The organism is Pseudoalteromonas sp. H103, assembly GCF_001469205.1.
Taxonomy (GTDB): domain Bacteria; phylum Pseudomonadota; class Gammaproteobacteria; order Enterobacterales; family Alteromonadaceae; genus Pseudoalteromonas; species Pseudoalteromonas carrageenovora.
Genome location: NZ_LOFG01000019.1, coordinates 215,656 through 235,812 on the forward strand (window position 1 = coordinate 215,656; position 20,157 = coordinate 235,812).

16 protein-coding genes are annotated in these 20,157 nt (G+C 38.6%); 9 read left to right on the forward strand and 7 right to left on the reverse strand.

What is annotated here, in order from left to right; all coding sequences use genetic code 11:
- Positions 1-10: 10 nt before the first annotated feature.
- The gene (locus ATS74_RS17675; RefSeq protein WP_058550178.1) at positions 11-1,414 is read right to left on the reverse strand and encodes a M28 family metallopeptidase; all 1,404 of its coding nucleotides are present in this window, start codon (positions 1,412-1,414) and stop codon (positions 11-13) included.
- A gap of 196 nt (positions 1,415-1,610) precedes the next feature.
- On the opposite strand from ATS74_RS17675, the gene ATS74_RS17680 reads away from it, so the two are divergent.
- The gene (locus tag ATS74_RS17680; RefSeq protein WP_058550179.1) at positions 1,611-2,411 is read left to right on the forward strand and encodes a hypothetical protein; all 801 of its coding nucleotides are present in this window, start codon (positions 1,611-1,613) and stop codon (positions 2,409-2,411) included.
- A gap of 3 nt (positions 2,412-2,414) precedes the next feature.
- On the opposite strand, the gene ATS74_RS17685 is transcribed toward ATS74_RS17680, so the two are convergent.
- On the reverse strand, positions 2,415-2,819 hold the full coding sequence (locus ATS74_RS17685; RefSeq protein ID WP_058550180.1) for a GFA family protein: 405 nt from the start codon (positions 2,817-2,819) through the stop codon (positions 2,415-2,417).
- A gap of 212 nt (positions 2,820-3,031) precedes the next feature.
- On the opposite strand from ATS74_RS17685, the gene ATS74_RS17690 reads away from it, so the two are divergent.
- Together ATS74_RS17690 and ATS74_RS17695 are read left to right on the forward strand one after the other, a co-directional pair.
- Positions 3,032-3,868 (forward strand): hypothetical protein, encoded by an 837-nt coding sequence (locus ATS74_RS17690; protein WP_058550181.1) that lies wholly within the window; start codon positions 3,032-3,034, stop codon positions 3,866-3,868.
- Positions 3,869-3,954: 86 nt separating this feature from the next.
- A complete protein-coding gene (locus ATS74_RS17695) occupies positions 3,955-5,802 on the forward strand; it encodes an ABC transporter ATP-binding protein (RefSeq protein WP_058550182.1) in 1,848 nt (615 codons plus the stop codon).
- Between the two features lie 105 nt (positions 5,803-5,907).
- Here ATS74_RS17695 and ATS74_RS17700 read toward each other — a convergent pair whose 3' ends face one another.
- From ATS74_RS17700 to ATS74_RS17710, 3 genes are all read right to left on the reverse strand, one after another.
- The gene (locus ATS74_RS17700; RefSeq protein ID WP_058550183.1) at positions 5,908-6,327 is read right to left on the reverse strand and encodes an MAPEG family protein; all 420 of its coding nucleotides are present in this window, start codon (positions 6,325-6,327) and stop codon (positions 5,908-5,910) included.
- A gap of 174 nt (positions 6,328-6,501) precedes the next feature.
- The gene (locus tag ATS74_RS17705) at positions 6,502-8,796 is read right to left on the reverse strand and encodes a tetratricopeptide repeat-containing diguanylate cyclase (RefSeq protein WP_235592031.1); all 2,295 of its coding nucleotides are present in this window, start codon (positions 8,794-8,796) and stop codon (positions 6,502-6,504) included.
- 266 nt (positions 8,797-9,062) lie between these two features.
- Positions 9,063-10,142 carry an endonuclease/exonuclease/phosphatase family protein gene (locus ATS74_RS17710; protein WP_058550196.1) on the reverse strand — a complete coding sequence of 360 codons (1,080 nt, stop codon included), beginning with the start codon at positions 10,140-10,142 and terminating at the stop codon, positions 9,063-9,065.
- A gap of 284 nt (positions 10,143-10,426) precedes the next feature.
- Here ATS74_RS17710 and ATS74_RS17715 point away from each other — a divergent pair, with 284 nt between their 5' ends.
- The 4 genes from ATS74_RS17715 (at position 10,427) to ATS74_RS17730 (ending at position 16,205) form a co-directional block, all read left to right on the forward strand.
- Positions 10,427-12,718, forward strand: coding sequence for a peptidase U32 family protein (locus ATS74_RS17715; protein WP_058550197.1), 2,292 nt, complete (start codon positions 10,427-10,429; stop codon positions 12,716-12,718).
- Between the two features lie 9 nt (positions 12,719-12,727).
- On the forward strand, positions 12,728-13,387 hold the full coding sequence (locus ATS74_RS17720; RefSeq protein WP_058550185.1) for a glutathione S-transferase: 660 nt from the start codon (positions 12,728-12,730) through the stop codon (positions 13,385-13,387).
- Positions 13,388-13,466: 79 nt separating this feature from the next.
- A complete protein-coding gene (locus ATS74_RS17725) occupies positions 13,467-14,729 on the forward strand; it encodes a valine--pyruvate transaminase (protein ID WP_058550186.1) in 1,263 nt (420 codons plus the stop codon).
- A 273-nt stretch (positions 14,730-15,002) separates the two neighbouring features.
- Positions 15,003-16,205: an Nramp family divalent metal transporter gene (locus tag ATS74_RS17730; protein ID WP_058550187.1), complete on the forward strand. Its 1,203-nt coding sequence runs from the start codon at positions 15,003-15,005 to the stop codon at positions 16,203-16,205.
- A 90-nt stretch (positions 16,206-16,295) separates the two neighbouring features.
- Here ATS74_RS17730 and ATS74_RS17735 read toward each other — a convergent pair whose 3' ends face one another.
- Entirely contained in the window at positions 16,296-16,754 is a 459-nt protein-coding gene (locus tag ATS74_RS17735; RefSeq protein ID WP_058550188.1) for a hypothetical protein, read from the reverse strand.
- On the opposite strand from ATS74_RS17735, the gene ATS74_RS17740 reads away from it, so the two are divergent.
- Together ATS74_RS17740 and ATS74_RS17745 are read left to right on the forward strand one after the other, a co-directional pair.
- Positions 16,739-17,929 carry a PQQ-dependent sugar dehydrogenase gene (locus tag ATS74_RS17740; RefSeq protein WP_058550189.1) on the forward strand — a complete coding sequence of 397 codons (1,191 nt, stop codon included), beginning with the start codon at positions 16,739-16,741 and terminating at the stop codon, positions 17,927-17,929. The two genes, ATS74_RS17735 and ATS74_RS17740, sit on opposite strands and share 16 nt — an antisense overlap.
- A gap of 493 nt (positions 17,930-18,422) precedes the next feature.
- Positions 18,423-19,256 (forward strand): hypothetical protein, encoded by an 834-nt coding sequence (locus ATS74_RS17745; RefSeq protein WP_058550190.1) that lies wholly within the window; start codon positions 18,423-18,425, stop codon positions 19,254-19,256.
- 151 nt (positions 19,257-19,407) lie between these two features.
- Here ATS74_RS17745 and serS read toward each other — a convergent pair.
- Positions 19,408-20,157, reverse strand: a 750-nt coding sequence (gene serS, locus ATS74_RS17750) for a serine--tRNA ligase (RefSeq protein ID WP_082660685.1), incomplete at its 5' end; no start/stop codon positions are given.

A 20,157-nucleotide genomic window follows, 5' to 3' on the forward strand; every position in this document is an offset into this window, starting at 1 on the left:
TTTTTAAGCGTTATTTAATATTATGATCAAAAGAGCCTACATCGCCTGGAAATACAACAGGTGATTCAACCCCTTCTTTGCTTACAGAGGCCACGCCAAAGTAATAGTTATCAATCACAACATTTTTAAGCGTATAGTTTGTTACATTCCCTACGTATTTACTAAACTGCCACTGTGGCTCGCTTGTGTAACGCCAATAAATTTTATAGCCGGCAATATTATTATCATCACTGCTTGCCCACGAAAAAGACGTATCGGCTGTAACCGCTCCAGATATTTTAACTTGTTTAGGAGGTGCTGGTGCCCACGCCATAGAGGCCATAGTTACTGCATTAAGTGAAGTGAGCTTTGCTGTGTAATCAAAATCAACACCTTCGATAGTATCGCCATACTCAATGCCCTCTTCTGTTCGTAAATCTTGGTGCTGACGATCGTAATGTTCATTAGTTTCCATAATGCGCACCGCTGCAAAACCAGCATCGTTAAACGGGCGATGATGCCCGCCTCGACCAAAGCGGTCCAACCTGTAAACTAACATTGTATCTAAATTTTCAATGTACCTATCGGCAACTGTATCAATATAACGCGCTAAATTACGACTAGCTGAGTCTACTTCGCCACCGGTAAATCGGCGTGTTCTTGCTTGTTCTTTAGTTTCAACAACACGAGTACCTTCAGAAAATATACGTGCGGTTGTATTATCGGTAACGCCGTTAATACCTGTAATATTGCCTATCATGTCGTTATTTAACACGCCATGTACTTGCCAATCATGCTTTTGTGCATAGGCTGTGAGTATTTTACCGCCAAACAAACCTTGTTCTTCACCTGACAAAGCAGCATAAACAACTGACCCATTAAACTTATATTTACTCAGTACGCGAGCCGCTTCAATAACCCCAGCAACGCCCGATGCATTATCATTAGCACCGGGGGAATCACTCGTAAAATCCATAACATCGCTCACACGTGAGTCAATATCTCCCGACATTATCACCATTCTATTAGGCTCAGTAGCGCCGCGTTGTATAGCAACAATATTTACTACTTCAACAGGATCAGGTATACGTTTTTCGCCAGATATAGTGTCTTTTACTTCAATTATTTCAAGACAACCACCACATTGCGCTGATATTTTTTCAAACTCTTTTTTGATCCAGCGCCTAGCAGCGCCAATACCACGAGTATTAGACTTAGTATCAGAAAGTGTATGACGAGTTCCAAAATCCACCAGCGTTTGAATATCGCTGCCAATACGTACAGCTGATACTTGAGCTGCTATGTCATGTAACTTTTGTTGATCGGTATATTGTAATTGTGTTTGCCCATGTGCTGACATAGCAACGCTACATGCACCGGCAAGTACGCTAAGTTTAAGTAATCTTGTTGATATTTTAAAAGGTGTTTTAAGCATTTAATCGCTCCTAGTTATTATAAGGTAACCATTACTTAACTTAGGTTTGATGGCAATATATTTGAGGTAGATACTAAAACGAGCGCGCCCAAGTGCAATTAACAGGCTAAATTACAAACCTTGTTACATAATTAGTGTATGTAGATAGGTGTTTTTCGTGGCACACTATCGTTGTGTTTTTATAAATAGTTAATATATGCGCCAGCTTAAAGAAGATACGGTAAAAGCAAACCAAATTGAATTTAAACCTACCCAATTTGGCCCGGTATGTGTTTATCAAAATAATCTGTATAGATGGCTTACCCTTGCCCAAAACACCAACGACGATGTGGTGATCCAAGGAATAATGAACCTCAAACACAACGAGCAAGTGTTAATACCTATCAATCAGTGCATGTTTTTATTTTTGATTGACCTTAAAACAACGAATTTAAATATTTTAAATTTAGGTTTAGGTACCGCAGGCTTTGAGCGAGTCATGTATTATCTTAACGACTGTACTGCTTACATAGATTCAATTAGTACATTCAATACTGTAGAAATTAACCCAACAATCAACACCATAGCTAAGCAACACTTTAATTTACCAAGTCACCATAATGTATATATTCAATCAGCTGAACACTATATAAAACAATGTACAAATACTTTTGATGTAATTGCGATTGATATATTTAGCGGCGAGCATCATCAACCTTTTTTAACATGCAATGACTTTTGGCAAAACATTACTCGCTGTAGCGCAAAGCACTGTCAAATTTTGGTAAACTTAAATCCACAAACAGGACAAGAGCTACAAGCATTATTAGTTTTACTAAGGCAGCACTTTAACTGTATTGCAATTATTGAGTTTAACGAATACAAAAATATAGTTGTTATTTTGAGCCAGCAAACGCTTATTCACATTAACGTTGAAGAAATACAAAACTCCGCCGTTTTTAAGCAGATAGCCCCCCTACTGTATAAAGAAATAAACAGTATTTACCACATAGAGTAACTTTTATCTTCCTGGCTCGTGTTGCTCATAACATGGCAGGCTTGTTTCTAGTTGTTCCCAGTTAGCTTTAGATGTAACAAAGTTATGAGACACAACTTGCTCGGTAATCTCTGAATCAATTAGGCCTAAACGAATTCTTACCCGGCTTTTATCATCGCTGTTAGCACTGTAAATTGGTGAACCACAGCACTTACAAAAAAATCGTGCTCGCCCTGGTTTAAAATTAAATTCACTAAGTTTATTTGCGCCCTTAGTAACACTAAATTCAGACGTATTTACAAAGCCATTAGTAGCAAATGCAGTACCGCTGTTTTTTCGACAAAGCGAACAATGACAATGAATAATACTGCAAATACTTCCTGATATTTCAACCCTTACTTCGCCACATAAACAAGTACCAGTATACATAAAATCCCTTAATTATTTTGATTAGTCTATTTTAAAATAATAATACCGACTTAAAAATAAAACGTAAGTGTTAAGTTTCATTATGGGTACTCATTAAATACTTGTTGACTAACAAAATACAAATTGGTTATATAGGTAGCTAAGTTTAAAAATAAAAAACCGACAAATTGGTTAACCAATTTACGCTAATCAAAATCTTATAAAGAGCGCTTATGTGTATTAGACACACCCTATTACTACCTGTTCTCGCTTCGTTAGTTGCATGTAATCAAAATCATCACAATGCATCTTCATCGCAGTGGTTACTCATAGATAACTTTGAGAATAATCTTAGTGACTGGCAAAAAGCCGATACCGACAATCAAACCAAGCCACATCAACCCAACCCGCAAATAACAATAATTGAGCAGGGACAAAGCAGCGATGACGCTAATCACTATTTATTAAAAAAACCAGCGGCTGAAGGCGTAATTGGTAATCGTAAAGCACTTACTTATAAAAAGCTGCCAAAACCAGTACCCGTTGGCGAAACATATACTTTTTATACACGTATTAATGTTGCCGCCTTTCCTAATAATCATGCTTTTGGGCTTAGTAATTTACAGCCGGACGAAATAAACAAATATGGCTATGACGCATTTGAACCCACACTCAGAGTGACCGATAAAGCTGAGTCGAACGGCCATATAAACGATGGCGCGCTTATGGTTAAAACTGATACTGGCTACAGCAACATTCAAAATTATAAAACAGCGCAATCAGCACAGCCTTTAAATACAAATACGTGGTACAACGTTTGGTATGTTGTTAATAACGCATCAGTAAAAATGCAAGGGCAACAATATAATGTGTATGTGCAAGGCGGTGAATTTAAAACGCAAACGTTAGTCTATAAAAATGCTAAATTTAGGATGAAGCGCGAGCTACCTCTAATTTATTTTTTGGCTAACTGTAATACTGGCCCGTTAAAAAAACCATATGGTAACGGTGGCCTAAAATACGATGATTTATACATGAGCCGCGGCATCAACCTTTCAAGCCCACTTTAAATAAATCATTTATCCTATAAACATAAACACGCGGTAAAACTAAAATGGTATGATACCCGCCATTATTTGCTATTTAAGTTTTTAAAATGTATCGATTATTTGAAAAAATGACCAACGCATTTCCTGAGGAAAAACCAACTCAGCCGCCTTCTACTTTATTTGCGTTTTGCCGCCATTACACCAAAGGCATGGAACTATCGTTAGTGCTAATGTCTATCAGTGCAGCTCTTTTAGCTATATTAGAGGTATCACTATTTAGTTACATGGGCCAGCTAGTTGATTGGTTAGGCACATATACCCCGCAAACACTATTTGTAGAGCAAAAATCTGAGCTGATAAAAATGGCTGTTATGCTTTTAGTTGTACTGCCAATTGTTGTGTTTTTTCACTCTGCTATTTTGCATCAAGCATTATTGGGTAATTACCCAATGTCGATCCGCTGGTCGGCGCATCGTTATTTACTGCGTCAAAGTGTTAGCTTTTATCAAAATGAATTTGCAGGTCGAATTGCAACAAAAGTAATGCAAACTTCTTTAGCTGTTCGCGAAGCCGTCATGAAACTGCTTGATGTACTCATGTACATAGTGGTTTATTTTGGCGCTATGGTGTTTTTAGTTGCTGAAGCCGATTGGCGCTTAATGCTACCGTTACTTGCATGGCTTGTACTATATGCTTCTATACAAATTTATTTTGTACCAAAACTTAAAAAAATTGCTAGCTCTCAAGCCGACGCTCGCTCTGAAATGACAGGGCGAATTGTCGATAGCTATACAAATATATCAACCATTAAGCTTTTTTCGTACACCCAACGCGAAGAGCAATATGCCAAACAAAGTATGGATGTATTTTTACAGCCCGTATATAAACAAATGCGCTTGGTAACCAGCCTTAACTTTGCAATAAATACCCTTAATTATTTATTAGTATTTAGTGTTGCCGCTTTATCACTTTATTTATGGTCACTTAGTGCAATTAGTGCCGGTGCTATTGCCGTAGCGGTTAGTTTGTCACTTAGATTAAACGGCATGGCGCAGTGGATAATGTGGGAAATAAGCAGCCTGTTCGAAAACATAGGCACCGCAACCGACGGCATGAAAACCCTTTCAAACCCAATTAAAGTAGACGACAAACCAAACGCCACTACACTTGAAGTAACTCAAGGTGGCATTGAGTTTGAAAACGTACACTTTAACTACGGAAAAGCCGCTAACGAGACAAACCGCGGCCCGGTAATGAACGGATTAAATCTCAACATAAAACCGGGTGAAAAAATAGGTTTAGTTGGGCGTTCTGGTGCTGGTAAATCTACGCTTGTTAACTTGCTACTGCGCTTTTACGATACCGACTCAGGCAGCATTAAAATTGATGGTCAAAAAATAACAGATGTAAGCCAAGAAAGCCTACGCCGTTATATAGCTATGGTAACGCAAGACACTTCCTTGCTGCATCGCTCGGTAAAAGACAACATTTTGTATGGGCGCCCTAACGCAACCCACGAGGAAATGTTAAATGCAGCCAAGCAAGCTAAAGCACTTGAATTTATAAACGATTTAGTAGATAGCAAAGGTAATAAAGGGTTTGACGCTCAGGTGGGCGAACGCGGTGTAACACTTTCGGGCGGTCAGCGCCAACGTATTGCCATAGCTCGCGTATTACTTAAAAACGCACCAATATTAATACTCGATGAGGCCACCAGCGCACTCGATTCAGAAGTAGAAGCAGCAATTCAAGCAAGCCTTGATGACTTAATGACGGGCAAAACGGTTATCGCAATTGCACATAGGCTTTCAACCTTTGCACAAATGGATAGGTTGATTGTACTCGATAATGGTGGCGTAGTTGAGCAAGGCTCTCACGATGAATTAATTGCCCAAGGTGGAATCTATGCGGGCCTATGGGCACATCAAACAGGCGGATTTATTGGGGTGGAATAACTTAACATCCATAAAGCCGTGATTTTACATCTCACTACTATGTAATACAAAAAGCGAAGAAGCTATTAGCCTCTTCGCTTTTTTATTTATGTGATTTAAATTTTTTTATGAAATTAATCTTAAACCAATCATGACTAGCATAACCACGTTTGCCAGCACACCTATCAAAAAGAAGTAAGAACGCGGGCTTGGGTTTTTCTCAGTTGCTATAACGTAATAAAGCGCCATGTGAATTAAGCGTGCTATTACATATACCCAAACACACATAGCAAATATAGGGCTTTGGTAATTAATCACAAACGCAAATAACACAGTACCTATAAATAACGCACTGTTTTCAAGTGTATTATGAAATGTACGATGCGCTCTAAAAATAAAGCTGTCGTGAGATAAATCATCGCTTATTTTACCTGGTACCGCATTGGGCTCTTTAGCTTTGCTAAATGTAGCCACCGCCCATTGCACAAGCAACATAATTAAGTATAGGTAAAAAGCCGAATAGGCCGAAAGTGCAACTTCAGTCATTATTAATCCCTTGCTTAGTGTTTAACTAAATGCTCGTTGCAATTTTGAGACCAAAAATAAATCATTGATATTTCGGTAGTAAATTTAATAACAGTAGTTACATATGTAAGTAACTCTCAATTTTGTATAAAATTTACTTATAATGAAGTATAAAAGATAGCATGAAAAAAGGCTTTACTCAGATCTGAAAAGCTTAAAATCTTCAAAAGACGAATCCCATAAAATTACTTGATTTCGTCCTAATGATTTTGCTTCATAAAGCGCCAAGTCAGCTTGTTCAATCAATTCAGAAGGTGTTCTTGCGTTAAACTTAATAGACGTAACACCAAAACTGCAGGTAACAGGAATTTCATCAAACATCGCTTTTTCTACTTTAATACGAAGGGCTTCTGCAATACGTATTGCTTGCTCTTTAGTGGTATTAGGTAAAATAATACAAAACTCTTCCCCACCAAAACGAGCGACACTATCACCATCACGAACATTTGCTTGTAAAAGCTTTGCAACGCCAATGAGGACTGTGTCACCAATGCTGTGGCCATAGGTGTCATTAACTGCTTTAAAATGATCAATATCGACCATTAAAATACAGTACTCATCAATCTGAGGTAGATCTAAAAAATCCCGATTCATTACCTCAAATAAAATACGACGATTATAACAATTAGTTAAAGGGTCTCTCGCTGCCAAATAGTCCAGCTCTTCATTACGTTTTTTAGACGCAATAAAACTTCTATAAACCAATAAAACAATTGTTAAGCAAGCTGCTAATAAAAAAGCAAGCGCAATACTTGCATATTTGTTTTTCGAAAGCTCTAACTCAGATATAACTCTTGCTTGGCCAGAAATTTCAATTTCATTGTTTTTCTTAGCAAGCTCTAATTGATATAGCTTTTCTTTTTCTCTTAGCATCTCCAGTTCCATTTCCATTTTGTAAGAATGCAAATGGGCTTTTTCAAGCGCTAGTTTATCTTCGTCTCTTTCGTTTTGAATAATTTCGGTTAGCGCTATTTCTTCTTCTGCGTAACGCAGCGATTCACTTATATGCCCACGCAGTTTTTCAGCTATACGGATCTCACGGTAAGCGTATAGCATATGTAATTTATCATCTATTTGGGTTGATAAAGCGAGTGATCTTTTTAGCAATGTAATGGCTTCATTTGTATCAATACCTACTAAAGTCGCAGCAAGCGCTGTTAGCGACTTTATTTCATAAAGCTTACTACCCGTTTTTTTAGCAAACGATAATGACTCTCTATAATACTCTAATGCCCGGTCTTTGTTACCTTGCGAGCGATAAATATTAGCTATAATCCTCGCTGTTGTAGAAATGTACGACGTTAGATTTTTTGTTTTATAAGTTGCGTACGCCCTTTTTGCAAATTGCATTGCTGCTTTTAAATCATCCGATTCTAACTTTATAACAGCCATTTCTCTTAAGGCTGATGCCAGTGTTTTTTCTTCAACCATTCCTTTGGGCAAATCGATGGTTATTTGATAAAAAATTTCTGCCTGATCAAATTGCCTTAAACGAGTGTATATCAATCCCATTTGGTTTGCTGTTTTAGCAATACCAAGCGCATTATCGATTTTTTTATAATATATGTATGCCTCATTAATATGCTCAAGTGATTTATCATAAAGATTAATATGCCGATATATAATACCTGCCCCAAGCAATGCTTTGGCTAAACCTTCTGGGTCATCAATTTTTCTATGTATTTCTATCGCCTGATTAGAATAGTCAAGAGCTACAACGAGGTTGTCTAAATATCGCTGCGCTTCTGCTAACGTATTTAGAGTGCGAGCCATTAACTTTAAATCACCTAAACTAGTGTAAACATCTAACGCTTTTTTATAATAATGAGCCGTTTGCTCTCTATTTTTAAGGCGCTTATGCGATTGGGCTAACTTTTTGTATGTTTCTCCAAGCTGCTTTTGTATTTCTACGTTTTTGTTAGTTAGATACTTTAGTACTGATATGTAGTGAGTATTGGCAACGTTGTATTGCTTTTGTTTATAAAAAGAATCAGCTTTAATAATAAGCACCTGCGCAATTAAAAACGCATCATCATATACAAGAGTTGTCGGGAGTAGAGTTTCAATACTGCTGGCAAGTTCATCGTAGCGTTTATCGTCGAGTAATATCTTTACATAATTAATTGATGCCTTTATTTGGTTACGCGCATCATTTAGTGTTCGGTAGTTTTGAGAAGATTGTAAATAGTGATGGAGTGATTTTTTAGCATTGTTATTCTTTTTATACGCTTTGCCTAATAAGTTATGCAGTTTTGCTGCTAACAACACATCATTAGCGCTTTGAGCTTTTGACAGTAATTTTTTACTGAGTTCGATACTTGTTATTACATCAGTATCTAAAAGTAACTCCGCTCTTTTTAGCAACCCACTATTAGATTCGTTACTTGAGCTATACGGGGTAATTTCTTGTGCCCCTACACCACTTAACATAATAAAAAGAGTAAAAAGTAAGGCTTTAATTAAAAATTTACAATTGTAAATTCGATTGGCAACAAAGGCTCGCACCTGAGGAGTGAGGTCCATCTTTCGAGTATTATTGCAGTAGGTATAAAATTCCATATTTACCATTTAAGTAATTTATTATTGTTTAAACTCTAAATTGTGGCGATAAAATATACAAACTAGTGCGCTTGGTCAAGTTTATAGCCTGTATGCATACTTATAACGTGCACTTTATGTATTGCGCCTAGAACAACTTAACTTCTTAGTTTAAGCGTTACAAGTACTACACCATGGTCGGTAGTTAAATCATCACGCTCATACTCGGGATTTATTAAATGCCTATCGTAGGTATGGTAGCCGCTTAACTCAAAAAAACTGTCATCGTAGCCGGTATCAAACTCACACGAGAGCAAAATGTAATCAAGTACCGAACTACTCGCACCATAGTAATGGGTTGGTTTCCTAATTAGCTGAGCTTCAACATTTACATTTTCAGTGCTTTTAACTATGCAATCAGAGTGGTCATTGTCGGGTGTATCAGTGCTATTTAAGTTTACTGCGTTAATTCGGTTAAGCTCTGCTTTTTTATATAAATCCCACGAGTCATTCAAGCAGTATTTCACAAGGTAGGTTTTTGCATCAAACGCGGGGGCAAAACGCAGCGTACTTGTAAGTAAGTGGCTAAGTACACCATCAGATAGCTCGTTGTTAAAATCTCCCATTAACACCATGGGTTGCTGCGTAGCTTCACGACGGGCAATCATTTGTATCATTAATAGTGTGGCTTCGCTGCCACGCTGAATAGTTGAGCCCCACCCGCCCGCTACATTCGCTTTTAATATTTCGATTATATTTTTCTCGGCCGTTAGCTCTTTATTATATTCATCAACTTCAATGGATGGGCGCTTAGATTTAAAATGCACCACATAACAATCGGTATTGCCTATATGCGGAAGCGTTAGGGTTGCTCTTAGTACTTTGCGACTAAATGTAAAATCACTACTAAGGCCAAGCTCAATTGCAAGGTCGCTATCGTGCTCAACCGCAGCCACTTCAATAATTGGGTATTTAGAGGCAATAGCCACCACAGGGCGTTTATAAATAAAGTCATCAATCACTTCTGGCGCATCAACTACTGCAAAGTAATTATAACCTTGCCCGCCGACTAACTCTTTTAAAGAATCAATGCTAAAGACTTCCTGAAAGCCAATTATATCGGGCTGGTGATGTGTTAAGTAATCAATAATCCAACGCTGTTTCCTAGCCCATTGCTGCGCGGTATAAATTTTTTCGAAATCATAATACGCATTAGGCGGTGCAAGATAATTAAACAAGTTAAAGGTGGCTATTTTGAGCTCTGTATTAGTTACTATATCGTCTTGCACGCATATACCTGCAGTTAGTTGTTTTGAATCGAATGTACTGATGGATGTCGCCTAAAGTGATCGTTAAATTAGTAGATTATCATTGTATTACATGTACACGTAATAAAGCAGTTCGCTTTTAAGTTTTATAAAAACGTTATTGTTTGTCGTTATTATATTTTTCAATAAATAGCATTAAGGTGGCTAAACATATAATATTCGCGGCAATTAAATATGAGCAAAGTGAAGTTGTAATGAGCAGAAAGATCGAACTATTAGCCCCAGGCGGTGATGTAAACGCGGTTAAAGCCGCCATTGTAGCCGGTGCTAATGCGGTTTATTGCGGGTTAGATACCTTTAATGCACGTAACCGCGCATCTAATCTTTCGTTTGATGAGCTTAACGGCGTACTTCGCTTAGCCCATGAATATGGCTGTGAAATATTTTTAACGCTAAATGTTGTTATATTAGAGCACGAAATGGGTGCCCTATTTAAACTACTAAACCAGCTAGTAAATACAACCCTCGATGGCATTATTGTGCAAGATTTAGGGCTGTTTAATATTGTTAAAAAGCACTTTCCTACTTTGCATATCCATGCATCAACTCAGTTAACGACACATAACGAATCGCAAATTGAATTTTTAGCGCGCATTGGCGCTACACGTGTAAATTTATCGCGCGAGCTTAACTTAACTGAAATTAAAATACTGACCGATGTAGCACACAAGTGCGATGTATTAACCGAAGTATTTGTACACGGCGCATTATGTATTGCGTTTTCGGGGCAATGTTATTCAAGCTCTGTAAGTGTAGGCAACTCAGGTAATCGTGGGCGCTGCTCGCAGGCATGTCGCGATGAATACGAGCCAACAGCCATGGGTAACAAACACCCACTTAACTTAAAAGACAACTCAGCCTATTTTGATTTACCAGAGCTTGTAGCTGCAGGTGTTGACTCGTTAAAAGTAGAGGGCCGTATTAAAGGCGCTAACTACGTACATACCGTAGTTGATAGCTGGCGTAAACAAATAGACACCTTTGTACAAACCGGTAATTTAATTGAAGACGATTCAAGCTTATACAAAGTATTTAACCGTAACTTTACTAATAAGTTTTTACAAGGTGACATGACCAAAAACATGTTTACCGATAATCCGCGCGATCACAGTTTTGATCACGCAAACGAAAAAAGTAACGCTATTTCTGTTGTACAAATTTACGATGCGCAACAAGAGCTCGCAGCTGAAAAAAACGATATAGACTTACTTGTTAAAAACAAAATTGCCTGTTTAGATATTTCTAAACGTGAGCTACGTTTTGAGTTTAGCGGACAATTAAATCAGCCATTTACAGTAACACTCATAATAAACGATAAGCACGACAACACCCTAGCAGAGCAAAGCACTTTGCAACCTCAACGCTTTGAAGTGAAATCGCAAATGATGATGCAAGCCGCTGATAAATCAATTGTTGATATTGCTGCCATTGATAAGCGCTTTAAAACCTTTAGTAATGCCAATTTTGAAATTATGAATATGGATTACTCAAAGCTTGGTAGCAACTTAAGTATTCCGTTTAAAGAGCTTGCCCGTATTAAAAAGCAAGTAGCGTTTTTATTAAACGAAGGTAAGGACGTAATAGCACCAGTAGAATTACCAAAACTCGTTAACCACCCTAAAGCCAATAACGACATAACGCTGTCTGTTTTAATATCGGACATAAAAGACGTTCATTTATGCGATTTAACAAAGGGCGATGTTTACTTTAAATTACCTGAAAGCTTTAGGACCGATAACGATAAATACATAAATGTATTTTTAGAGCACCCACAGTTAATTCCGTGGTTTCCGGCTGTGCTAATTGGTAAAGATTTTGACGAAGCTGTGCGTTTACTAGAAGTGGCAAAACCTAAGCTTATAATTAGTAACAACACAGGCGTGGCGTATAAAGCTGTGCAAATGGGTATTGAGTGGATAGCAGGTCCACTTCTTAATACAACAAACTCTTATGCGTTACTTACGCTACAAGAAGATTTAAACGCCAAAGGCGCCTTTATTTCCAACGAAATAAACAAACCACAAATGCGTAACATTAAACGCCCTAATAACTTTAAAATGTTGTACAGCATTTATCACCCAATACTTATGATGACCAGCCGCCAGTGCTTTTTCCAGCAAACCGTTGGCTGTAAAAAACCACGTATTGACGCAAGTTGTATGCTCAGTTGTAAAAAAGAAACCACCGTTACTAATGTAAAAGGCATTAGCTTTGCCATTGATAAACAAAAAGGCGGCTATCCGAGTATTTATAATCATGAGCAATTTTTAAATATGGATATTGTGAGCGACTTTGCCGATAAGTTTGACGAGTTTATGATTGATTTAACCGATATAGGCTCAGGCTCAAAAGAAAAACTCGATAAAGCCGAGTTACTCGCGCACTTTCAAAACTTAATTAGCGGGCAAACACACGCGGTTGAACACTTAAATAGCATGGTTAAAGTACAAACCCGCCAGCAATATGTTGAAGGCCTAAATAGCTAAGGTAACTTAATGACACTGCCATTATTATACTCATTACAACACTGTCCTTATGCTATGCGTGCGCGAATGGGTATTTTAATGGCAGAGCAACATGTTTTACTGCGCGCTATAAAAACTAAAAAAAAACCACCGCATCTTTTGCACATATCGCCTAAAGGTACGGTGCCAGTTTTGTTATTACCTAATCACCAGGTAATAGATGAAAGCCTAGATATAATGCTTTGGGCGCTTAAAGAGCACGATCCGCATAATTTATTACATACTCATGAGCCGTTAGCGCTTAGGCGTATGCTTGAGTTAATTAAATTAAACGACACACAATTTAAGCCCGTCCTTGAAAAATATAAATTTTACGCACGCACAAAAGACATGGCGCAGTTATATTTCCGCCAAGCATGTGAAGAATTTATAAAGCAATTTGAAGCTAAACTCACTGCGCACAAATACCTAATAAGCGACAATAAAAGTTTAGCCGATTACGCATTACTGCCATTTATTAGGCAATTTGCCCGCGTAGATAAACACTGGTTTGCTCAAAGCGAATATACCAAGGTGCATGCATGGTTAAACCACTTTTTGCAAGCGCCTATGTTTACCAAAGTAATGACAAAATACGACCTATATATGGACACCGGTAATGAGCATTTGTATGGCCCTAAAAATCGCTAATGAATTATTCTCATCATGCAATTTAGGCTCATTATTTACGCTATACTGCCTGCCCCGTTATTAACGTAATACAGGTATTATGAACTACTCAAATTTTGGCACTAAATTTACACAACCCAATGGTATAACGCAGCTTATGGAAGATTTAGGCAGCGCCAACAGCAGCAATAACCCAAATATTGTTATGCTTGGCGGTGGTAACCCCGCACAAGTACCAGAGGTTAATGCCGTATTTTTAGATGAATTACAAAAATTAGTAGCCAGTAATAAAGTAACGCAAGTGTTTGGTTTATACGATGGCCCAACCGGTAACGATGAATTTAGAGCAGCCCTTGCCAAACAACTTAATAGCGAGTTTGCATGGGGGTTAACCGCCGATAATGTAGCACTGGGGAATGGCAGCCAAGCTAACTTTTTTGTATTGTTTAATATGTTAGCAGGTAAAATGAGTGATGGCAGTACCAAGCGTATATTGTTCCCTCTAGCGCCTGAGTACGTTGGCTATGCCGACCAAGGTTTAGCAGATGATATGTTTGTGGCTATAAAGCCCGACATCGAAATTTTAAATACCTCTAATGGCTCAAAGCAATTTAAATATGTAATTGATTTTGACGCGGTTGAAAAAGTACTTGCTGAAGATAGCAGCATAAGCTCGCTGTGCGTATCGCGCCCTACCAACCCAACCGGTAATGTAATTACCGATGAAGAAGTACGCCACCTAGACGCCCTTGCACACAAATACAATATTCCCCTAATTATTGATAACGCCTATGGCGACCCATTCCCAGGTTGTATTTACACCGATGCAAACCTCACGTGGAACTCAAACATTATATTATGTATGTCGCTTTCAAAACTAGGCTTGCCAGGCCTGCGCACCGGTATTGTGGTTGCGAATAACGAGATTATTAAAGCCATTGGACGAGTTAATGGCTCTATGGTGTTATCACCTAATGCTATTGGCCCAAGCTTGGTAACGCGCTTAATTAACGATGGCGAACTACTGCCTCTGTGTAAAAATACTGTGCTCCCTTTTTATAAAAATAAAGCCCAAACAGCAATTAATTTGTTTGATGAAATTTTTGCAGATCTTCCTGTGTACTTACATAAACTCGAAGGCGCATTTTTTATGTGGCTATGGTTTAAAGATTCAAAAATAACCAGCGAAATGCTCTACCAAAAACTTAAAGAGCAAGACGTGTATATAATTCCTGGTCATAACTTTTTTATAGGTATTGAAGATAGCTGGGAGCACAAACACCAGTGCGTACGTATTAACTATGCCAACGATGAAGTAACACTTAAAAAAGGGCTTGAGGCAATTAAAGCGCTTGTAATGTAAATATGCTTATTAGCATTAGGTGGGCTTATATATTCGTTTAAAATTTACGCAAACGCATTCTATCCCCTTTAAATTTATATATAAATTGGTATCCTACGCGACCTTTTTTAGCATATGCTTATAAAAAAGAACCAGTCAAGGAGCAACTATCGCTGCAGGGCACTTATTTTAAGTGGCAGCAATAACACAACAGGCATCGCGTATAATTATTGGTTTTAAACGTTAGATGTAACTTTAAATAGCAACATGCAATAGCACTATTAAGGTCAATTTATGCGATTAGGACCAGGACTACTAGTCACCGCCGCCTTCATTGGGCCAGGAACCATTACTACGGCAAGTGTGGCAGGTGCAAACTTTGGTTTTGCACTCATATGGACATTACTGTTTTCAGTGGTTGCCACCATATTATTACAATCTATGGCGGCGCGCCTTGGCGTTGCAACAGGGCAAGACTTAGCTCAAGCGCTCAGAGCAAATATTCAAACACCTTTATTTAAATCTTTGGCTATATTTTTAGTTATTAGCGCTATTGGTGTGGGCAGTGCCGCCTATGAAGCGGGAAATTTAAGTGGCGCTAGTATGGGCTTAATTGAAATATTCCCGCAGGTGAACGCTCAAATATGGACCCCTCTTATCGCATTTTTAAGTGCTGCATTACTGTATAGCGGTAAACATAAAGTGGTTGAAAATGCGCTAATTTTACTCGTTATTTTAATGAGCTTAGTGTTTATTTCCACACTTGTAATGGCATCGCCTTCACTGGGCGATGTATTTGCTGGTTTTATTCCTAGTATGCCTGAGGGCTCCATTACAACCATACTTGCTTTAATTGGCACTACCATTGTGCCGTATAACTTGTTTTTACATTCAGGTGTGCTCGCCACAAGGCACAATAACAATAGCGATCTGAACAAAGTAATTAAGCAAACTAATGTAGATACCGGCCTCTCTATTACCTTAGGAGGCGTGATCACATTAGCTATTTTATCTACCGCATCGGTCGCCTTTTATGGCACAGATGCGGGGCAAATTAGTGCGGCTAACATGGCCGTGCAGCTAGAGCCCTTACTTGGTGATGCAGCTCATTACTTTTTCGCTATTGGTTTATTTGCTGCAGGGTTAACAAGCGCCATTACAGCGCCGCTTGCCGGTGCTTATGCTGTGTGTGGCATGTTAGGCTGGTCTAACAATATGAGTAACGCACGCTTTAAAGGCGTTGCTATTGTTATCTTATTGTTTGGCGCAGGCGTAGCATCTCTCGGTTTAGACCCTGTTGCGGTAATTATATTCGCTCAGGCGGCTAACGGGTTATTACTTCCAATTGTAAGCACCTACCTTGTATGGCTGGTTAATCAAAAAGGAGTTATGGGAAACTACACAAACTCTTTGCTTTTAAACCTAGTAACTCTACCCGTTTTAATCCTAATTTTTGGGCTAAGTAGCTACAAACTCATTAGTTTGATTTTTAGTTAGATTCTAAAACCATATTTAAAGGCCGCTGTTTACAATAGACAGCGGCCTTTATTTATTAATCAGTAAATAACGTATGAGCCGTATTTATATTCACACACCTAACTTTTTCGGGTTGCGAGCTGTCTTAATTAAGTGGGAGAACGTATAACCCCCAACCGCACCTGCAAGCAGTTGAGCATAAAAACCGCATCCTCTTGCGCCCGCTATAATATGAATATTCATAATTGATTCAATGGCAATTAACACAATAGCAAATGCCACAATGCCAGCAATAACAAATAGCTGAGTACCGTATTTTTGAAGCTTTTTATTAAGCTTTGTTGTAGCAAAAAAAGCGATGGCAAGTGCCACAGCAATAATAGCCCCGTAGGTAGGTAATAGGCCTAGCCAATCATCAAGCGTTAAACTAGCCCGATCACCAAAGCCCACCACTACACCTACATTAACTAATTGATTGACAACGTATTGGCTATGAAACAAGCTAGCAAGTGTGAATGTAAGTAACCAAGAAACTAAAAATGAAGGCAATATACGTGTTAAAAACGACATGGTTATCTCAATTTAAAATAAAGCTTTTCTCTTATGCAAGCCATGCTAGCAAAGGCTTGCCCGGTAAACAATGTATCTCTTTTTTTACTTTGCTTTCGCTTTTAGCGTTTTCTGTTAATGCACAAGCCGCATTACCAAAGGAGCAATACAGTACAGAAACACTGGCTACGCAATTACAGTCTCCGTGGAGCATGGTTGAACTACCAAACGGCACATGGTTAATTACAGAGCGTGATGGTCACGTAGTTATAGTAAAAAACGACGTACAATCAAGAGTAAAATTAAATCTGGACGGTTTGTACGTTGCAGGCCAAGGTGGCTTACTCGACATTGTGTTATCACCAGGTTATAACGACTCCAAAGAAGTTATTTTTACCTATGCCCAAGGTGAAGCAAGCGCAAACAGGCTTGTTGTTGCCAAAGCCACGTTTAATGGCACTGACTTTTCAAAGCCTAATGTTATTTTTAAAGTAGCGACTGATAAAAACACACCACAACATTACGCTGGCCGCGCCCTCGTACTACCCGATAGCACATTATTAATTTCAACTGGTGATGGCTTTGACTATAGAGAGCAAGCGCAAGTAATAACCAGCCAACTTGGCAAACTATTACGTATAAACCTAGATGGCACTATCCCAAAAGATAACCCATTTATTAATCACAAAAAACCCAATGCACACGCTGTTTACTCGCTCGGTCACCGTAACCCACAGGGCTTAGTGAATGATTACGATACCGAGCAAATTATTAGCCACGAGCACGGCCCCGCAGGTGGCGACGAGCTAAACTATTTAACCCCTGGCACTAATTATGGGTGGCCTGTGATCACCTACGGCAAAGATTACTCGCAAGCGCGTATTTCACCCTTTACCGAATATAAAGGTATGCAAAAGCCTAGCGTAGATTGGACGCCATCAATCGCCCCATCCGGCATGGCGTATTACGGCTCTAAACACACTGCATTCCCTTCACTACAAAAACATGCGCTCATCACCACACTCGTTGATAAAAAGCTCTACAGTGTTAATTTAGCTAATGAAAAGTTCAGCCAGACCCATATATTTCCACAAGCAACAGGAAGATTAAGAGACGTGTATGTAACCACTGAAGGTAATGTAGCAATATTAACCGATGGCAAAGATGCGAAGCTGATGTTGATAAAGCCAAAGTAGTTTACAAATAGGGTTAGAGGCGCTTCGCTTTTAGAAAGTCATAACAATTTAAATAAAGCGGTTTTTAGTAAGTCGCTTTAGTCATTAAAGTTATAATGTATGAAGTCTATATTTCCCTTTAACCTTAAAAAATAATTTTTATAATTTTAATATAAAGCTCGTAAATATACTTAAGTAATCGTTCCCAAAACAATTACATTTTTGCATTGTCCTTTATTTACAAACAAACCAATTGGTTTACAATTCGTACAAGTTTAATAAGGAAGAAACTGAAAATGAAACAATCATTTACACTTACCATAGTTGCTTTAGCTGTTGCCGGTTGTGCCAGTACTAAAGTAGAGATACAACTCCACTAAATACAACTTCTGTACTCAAGGCTGAGTATGCAATTAATGGTTTATATGTACCTGACTACACAGGAAAGCAGACTGTACTAACCCGTGAATCAAAGCGAGTTATCCACGAAATAAATACGTTTGATAGCTGGCTAATGCGCTGGGCAAATTCTGATAAGTCTCGTGTTGCTGATTCCCCTAAGAATAAAAGCTATTACATCGATTATGATGACGAGACGTATAGCGAATGCCCTATGGCAGGTTGTGATGAGGTAAGTTTTACTGACAGCATGTTTGAGAAAGATGAAGATGCTGAAGAATATCAAACATACGAAGAAGTTGGTTGTAGTGTTGATTTGAAAGAGAATTCATTTGATGTAGAAAAAACAGGGAAAAGCCGAATAATTAATGGGTTCGATACAGAGCAGTACGTTGTTAACTGGACTACTCGCTACCACGATACCACGGGTGCAGAAGATAAAAACATCGTAACTTTTGATTCTTGGACAACACCACAAAATACTCAAACCAAACGTGCATTACAAGTTCATGAGAAGTTTCAAGATAGTTACCTTAAAGCCATTGGCGATGACAATGCATTAATGAACCTGCTAGGCGCACAAGCTTATAAGGCTATTGCAGGTTTTACAGGCGATATAAGTAATGAAGATAGTCAGTTCGGTGGTGAAATTGGTAAAAAACTAGCAACTATTAAAGGCTATCCAATTTCAATCAAACTGGAATGGAAACAACAACTAAAAGCCTGTAAAACTGCACGTGAACCTGTTGATTATAGCGCAGGATTAGATGAAGTTGGTTCACAACTGCTTGGTGGGCTAATGGATAAGGGTAAAGAAATGGTAATGGATCACTGGCGTAAAGATCCTGTAGTGCGCTATGTTTACGAAATAAAGTCTGTTGAAATGAAAGACGTTCGCGATAGTAAATTTGCAGTACCTAAAGATTTTAAATTAATAAATCGCTCGTAACCTCTTAGCAATTAAAAGTACGGCACTTAAGTAAAATCTATATGTGTCGGTAAAAATTAGTACCGATATAAATTTTTACTCAATAAAAAAGCCGCTGTTCATTTAGAACAGAGGCTTTTCTACTTAAAGCTAAAAACTGACAGCTAGTATTTTACGCTTTACCAATCACTTCAAGTCCACCCATGTATGGGCGTAATACTTCTGGTACTACAACTGAGCCGTCCGCTTGTTGGTAGTTTTCTAGTATGGCAACTAGTGTACAACCAACCGCTAAACCTGAGCCGTTTAGTGTATGTAGTAACTCTGGTTTTTTAGCACCTTCACGGCGAAAACGTGCTTGCATACGGCGTGCTTGGAAATCGTGCATATTTGAACAAGACGAAATTTCGCGGTAGGTATCTTGCGCCGGTAACCATACTTCTAAGTCGTATGTTTTAGCTGCGCCAAAGCCCATGTCGCCCATACATAAAATGACTTTGCGGTACGGAAGTTCTAGTGCTTGTAGTATTTGCTCTGCGTGGCCTGTTAGCTCTTCAAGTGCTTGCATAGAATCTTCTGGTTTTACTAGTTGTACTAGTTCAACTTTATCAAACTGGTGCTGGCGAATTAAACCACGTGTATCGCGCCCGTAGCTGCCTGCTTCACTTCTAAAACATGGCGTGTGTGCAGTTAAGCGAATTGGTAAATCACTTTCTTCGTAAATTTCGTCGCGTGCGCTGTTTGTAAGCGGTACTTCTGCTGTAGGGATTAAGCTAAAGCCAGCTTGTTGTTCACCGTCGTCGTTTACTAGGCCTAATGTGTGGAATAAGTCGCCTGCAAACTTAGGCAATTGGCTTGTGCCGTAAAGGCTTGCGCTGTTTACTAAGTACGGTACATACATTTCTGTATAACCGTTTGTGTC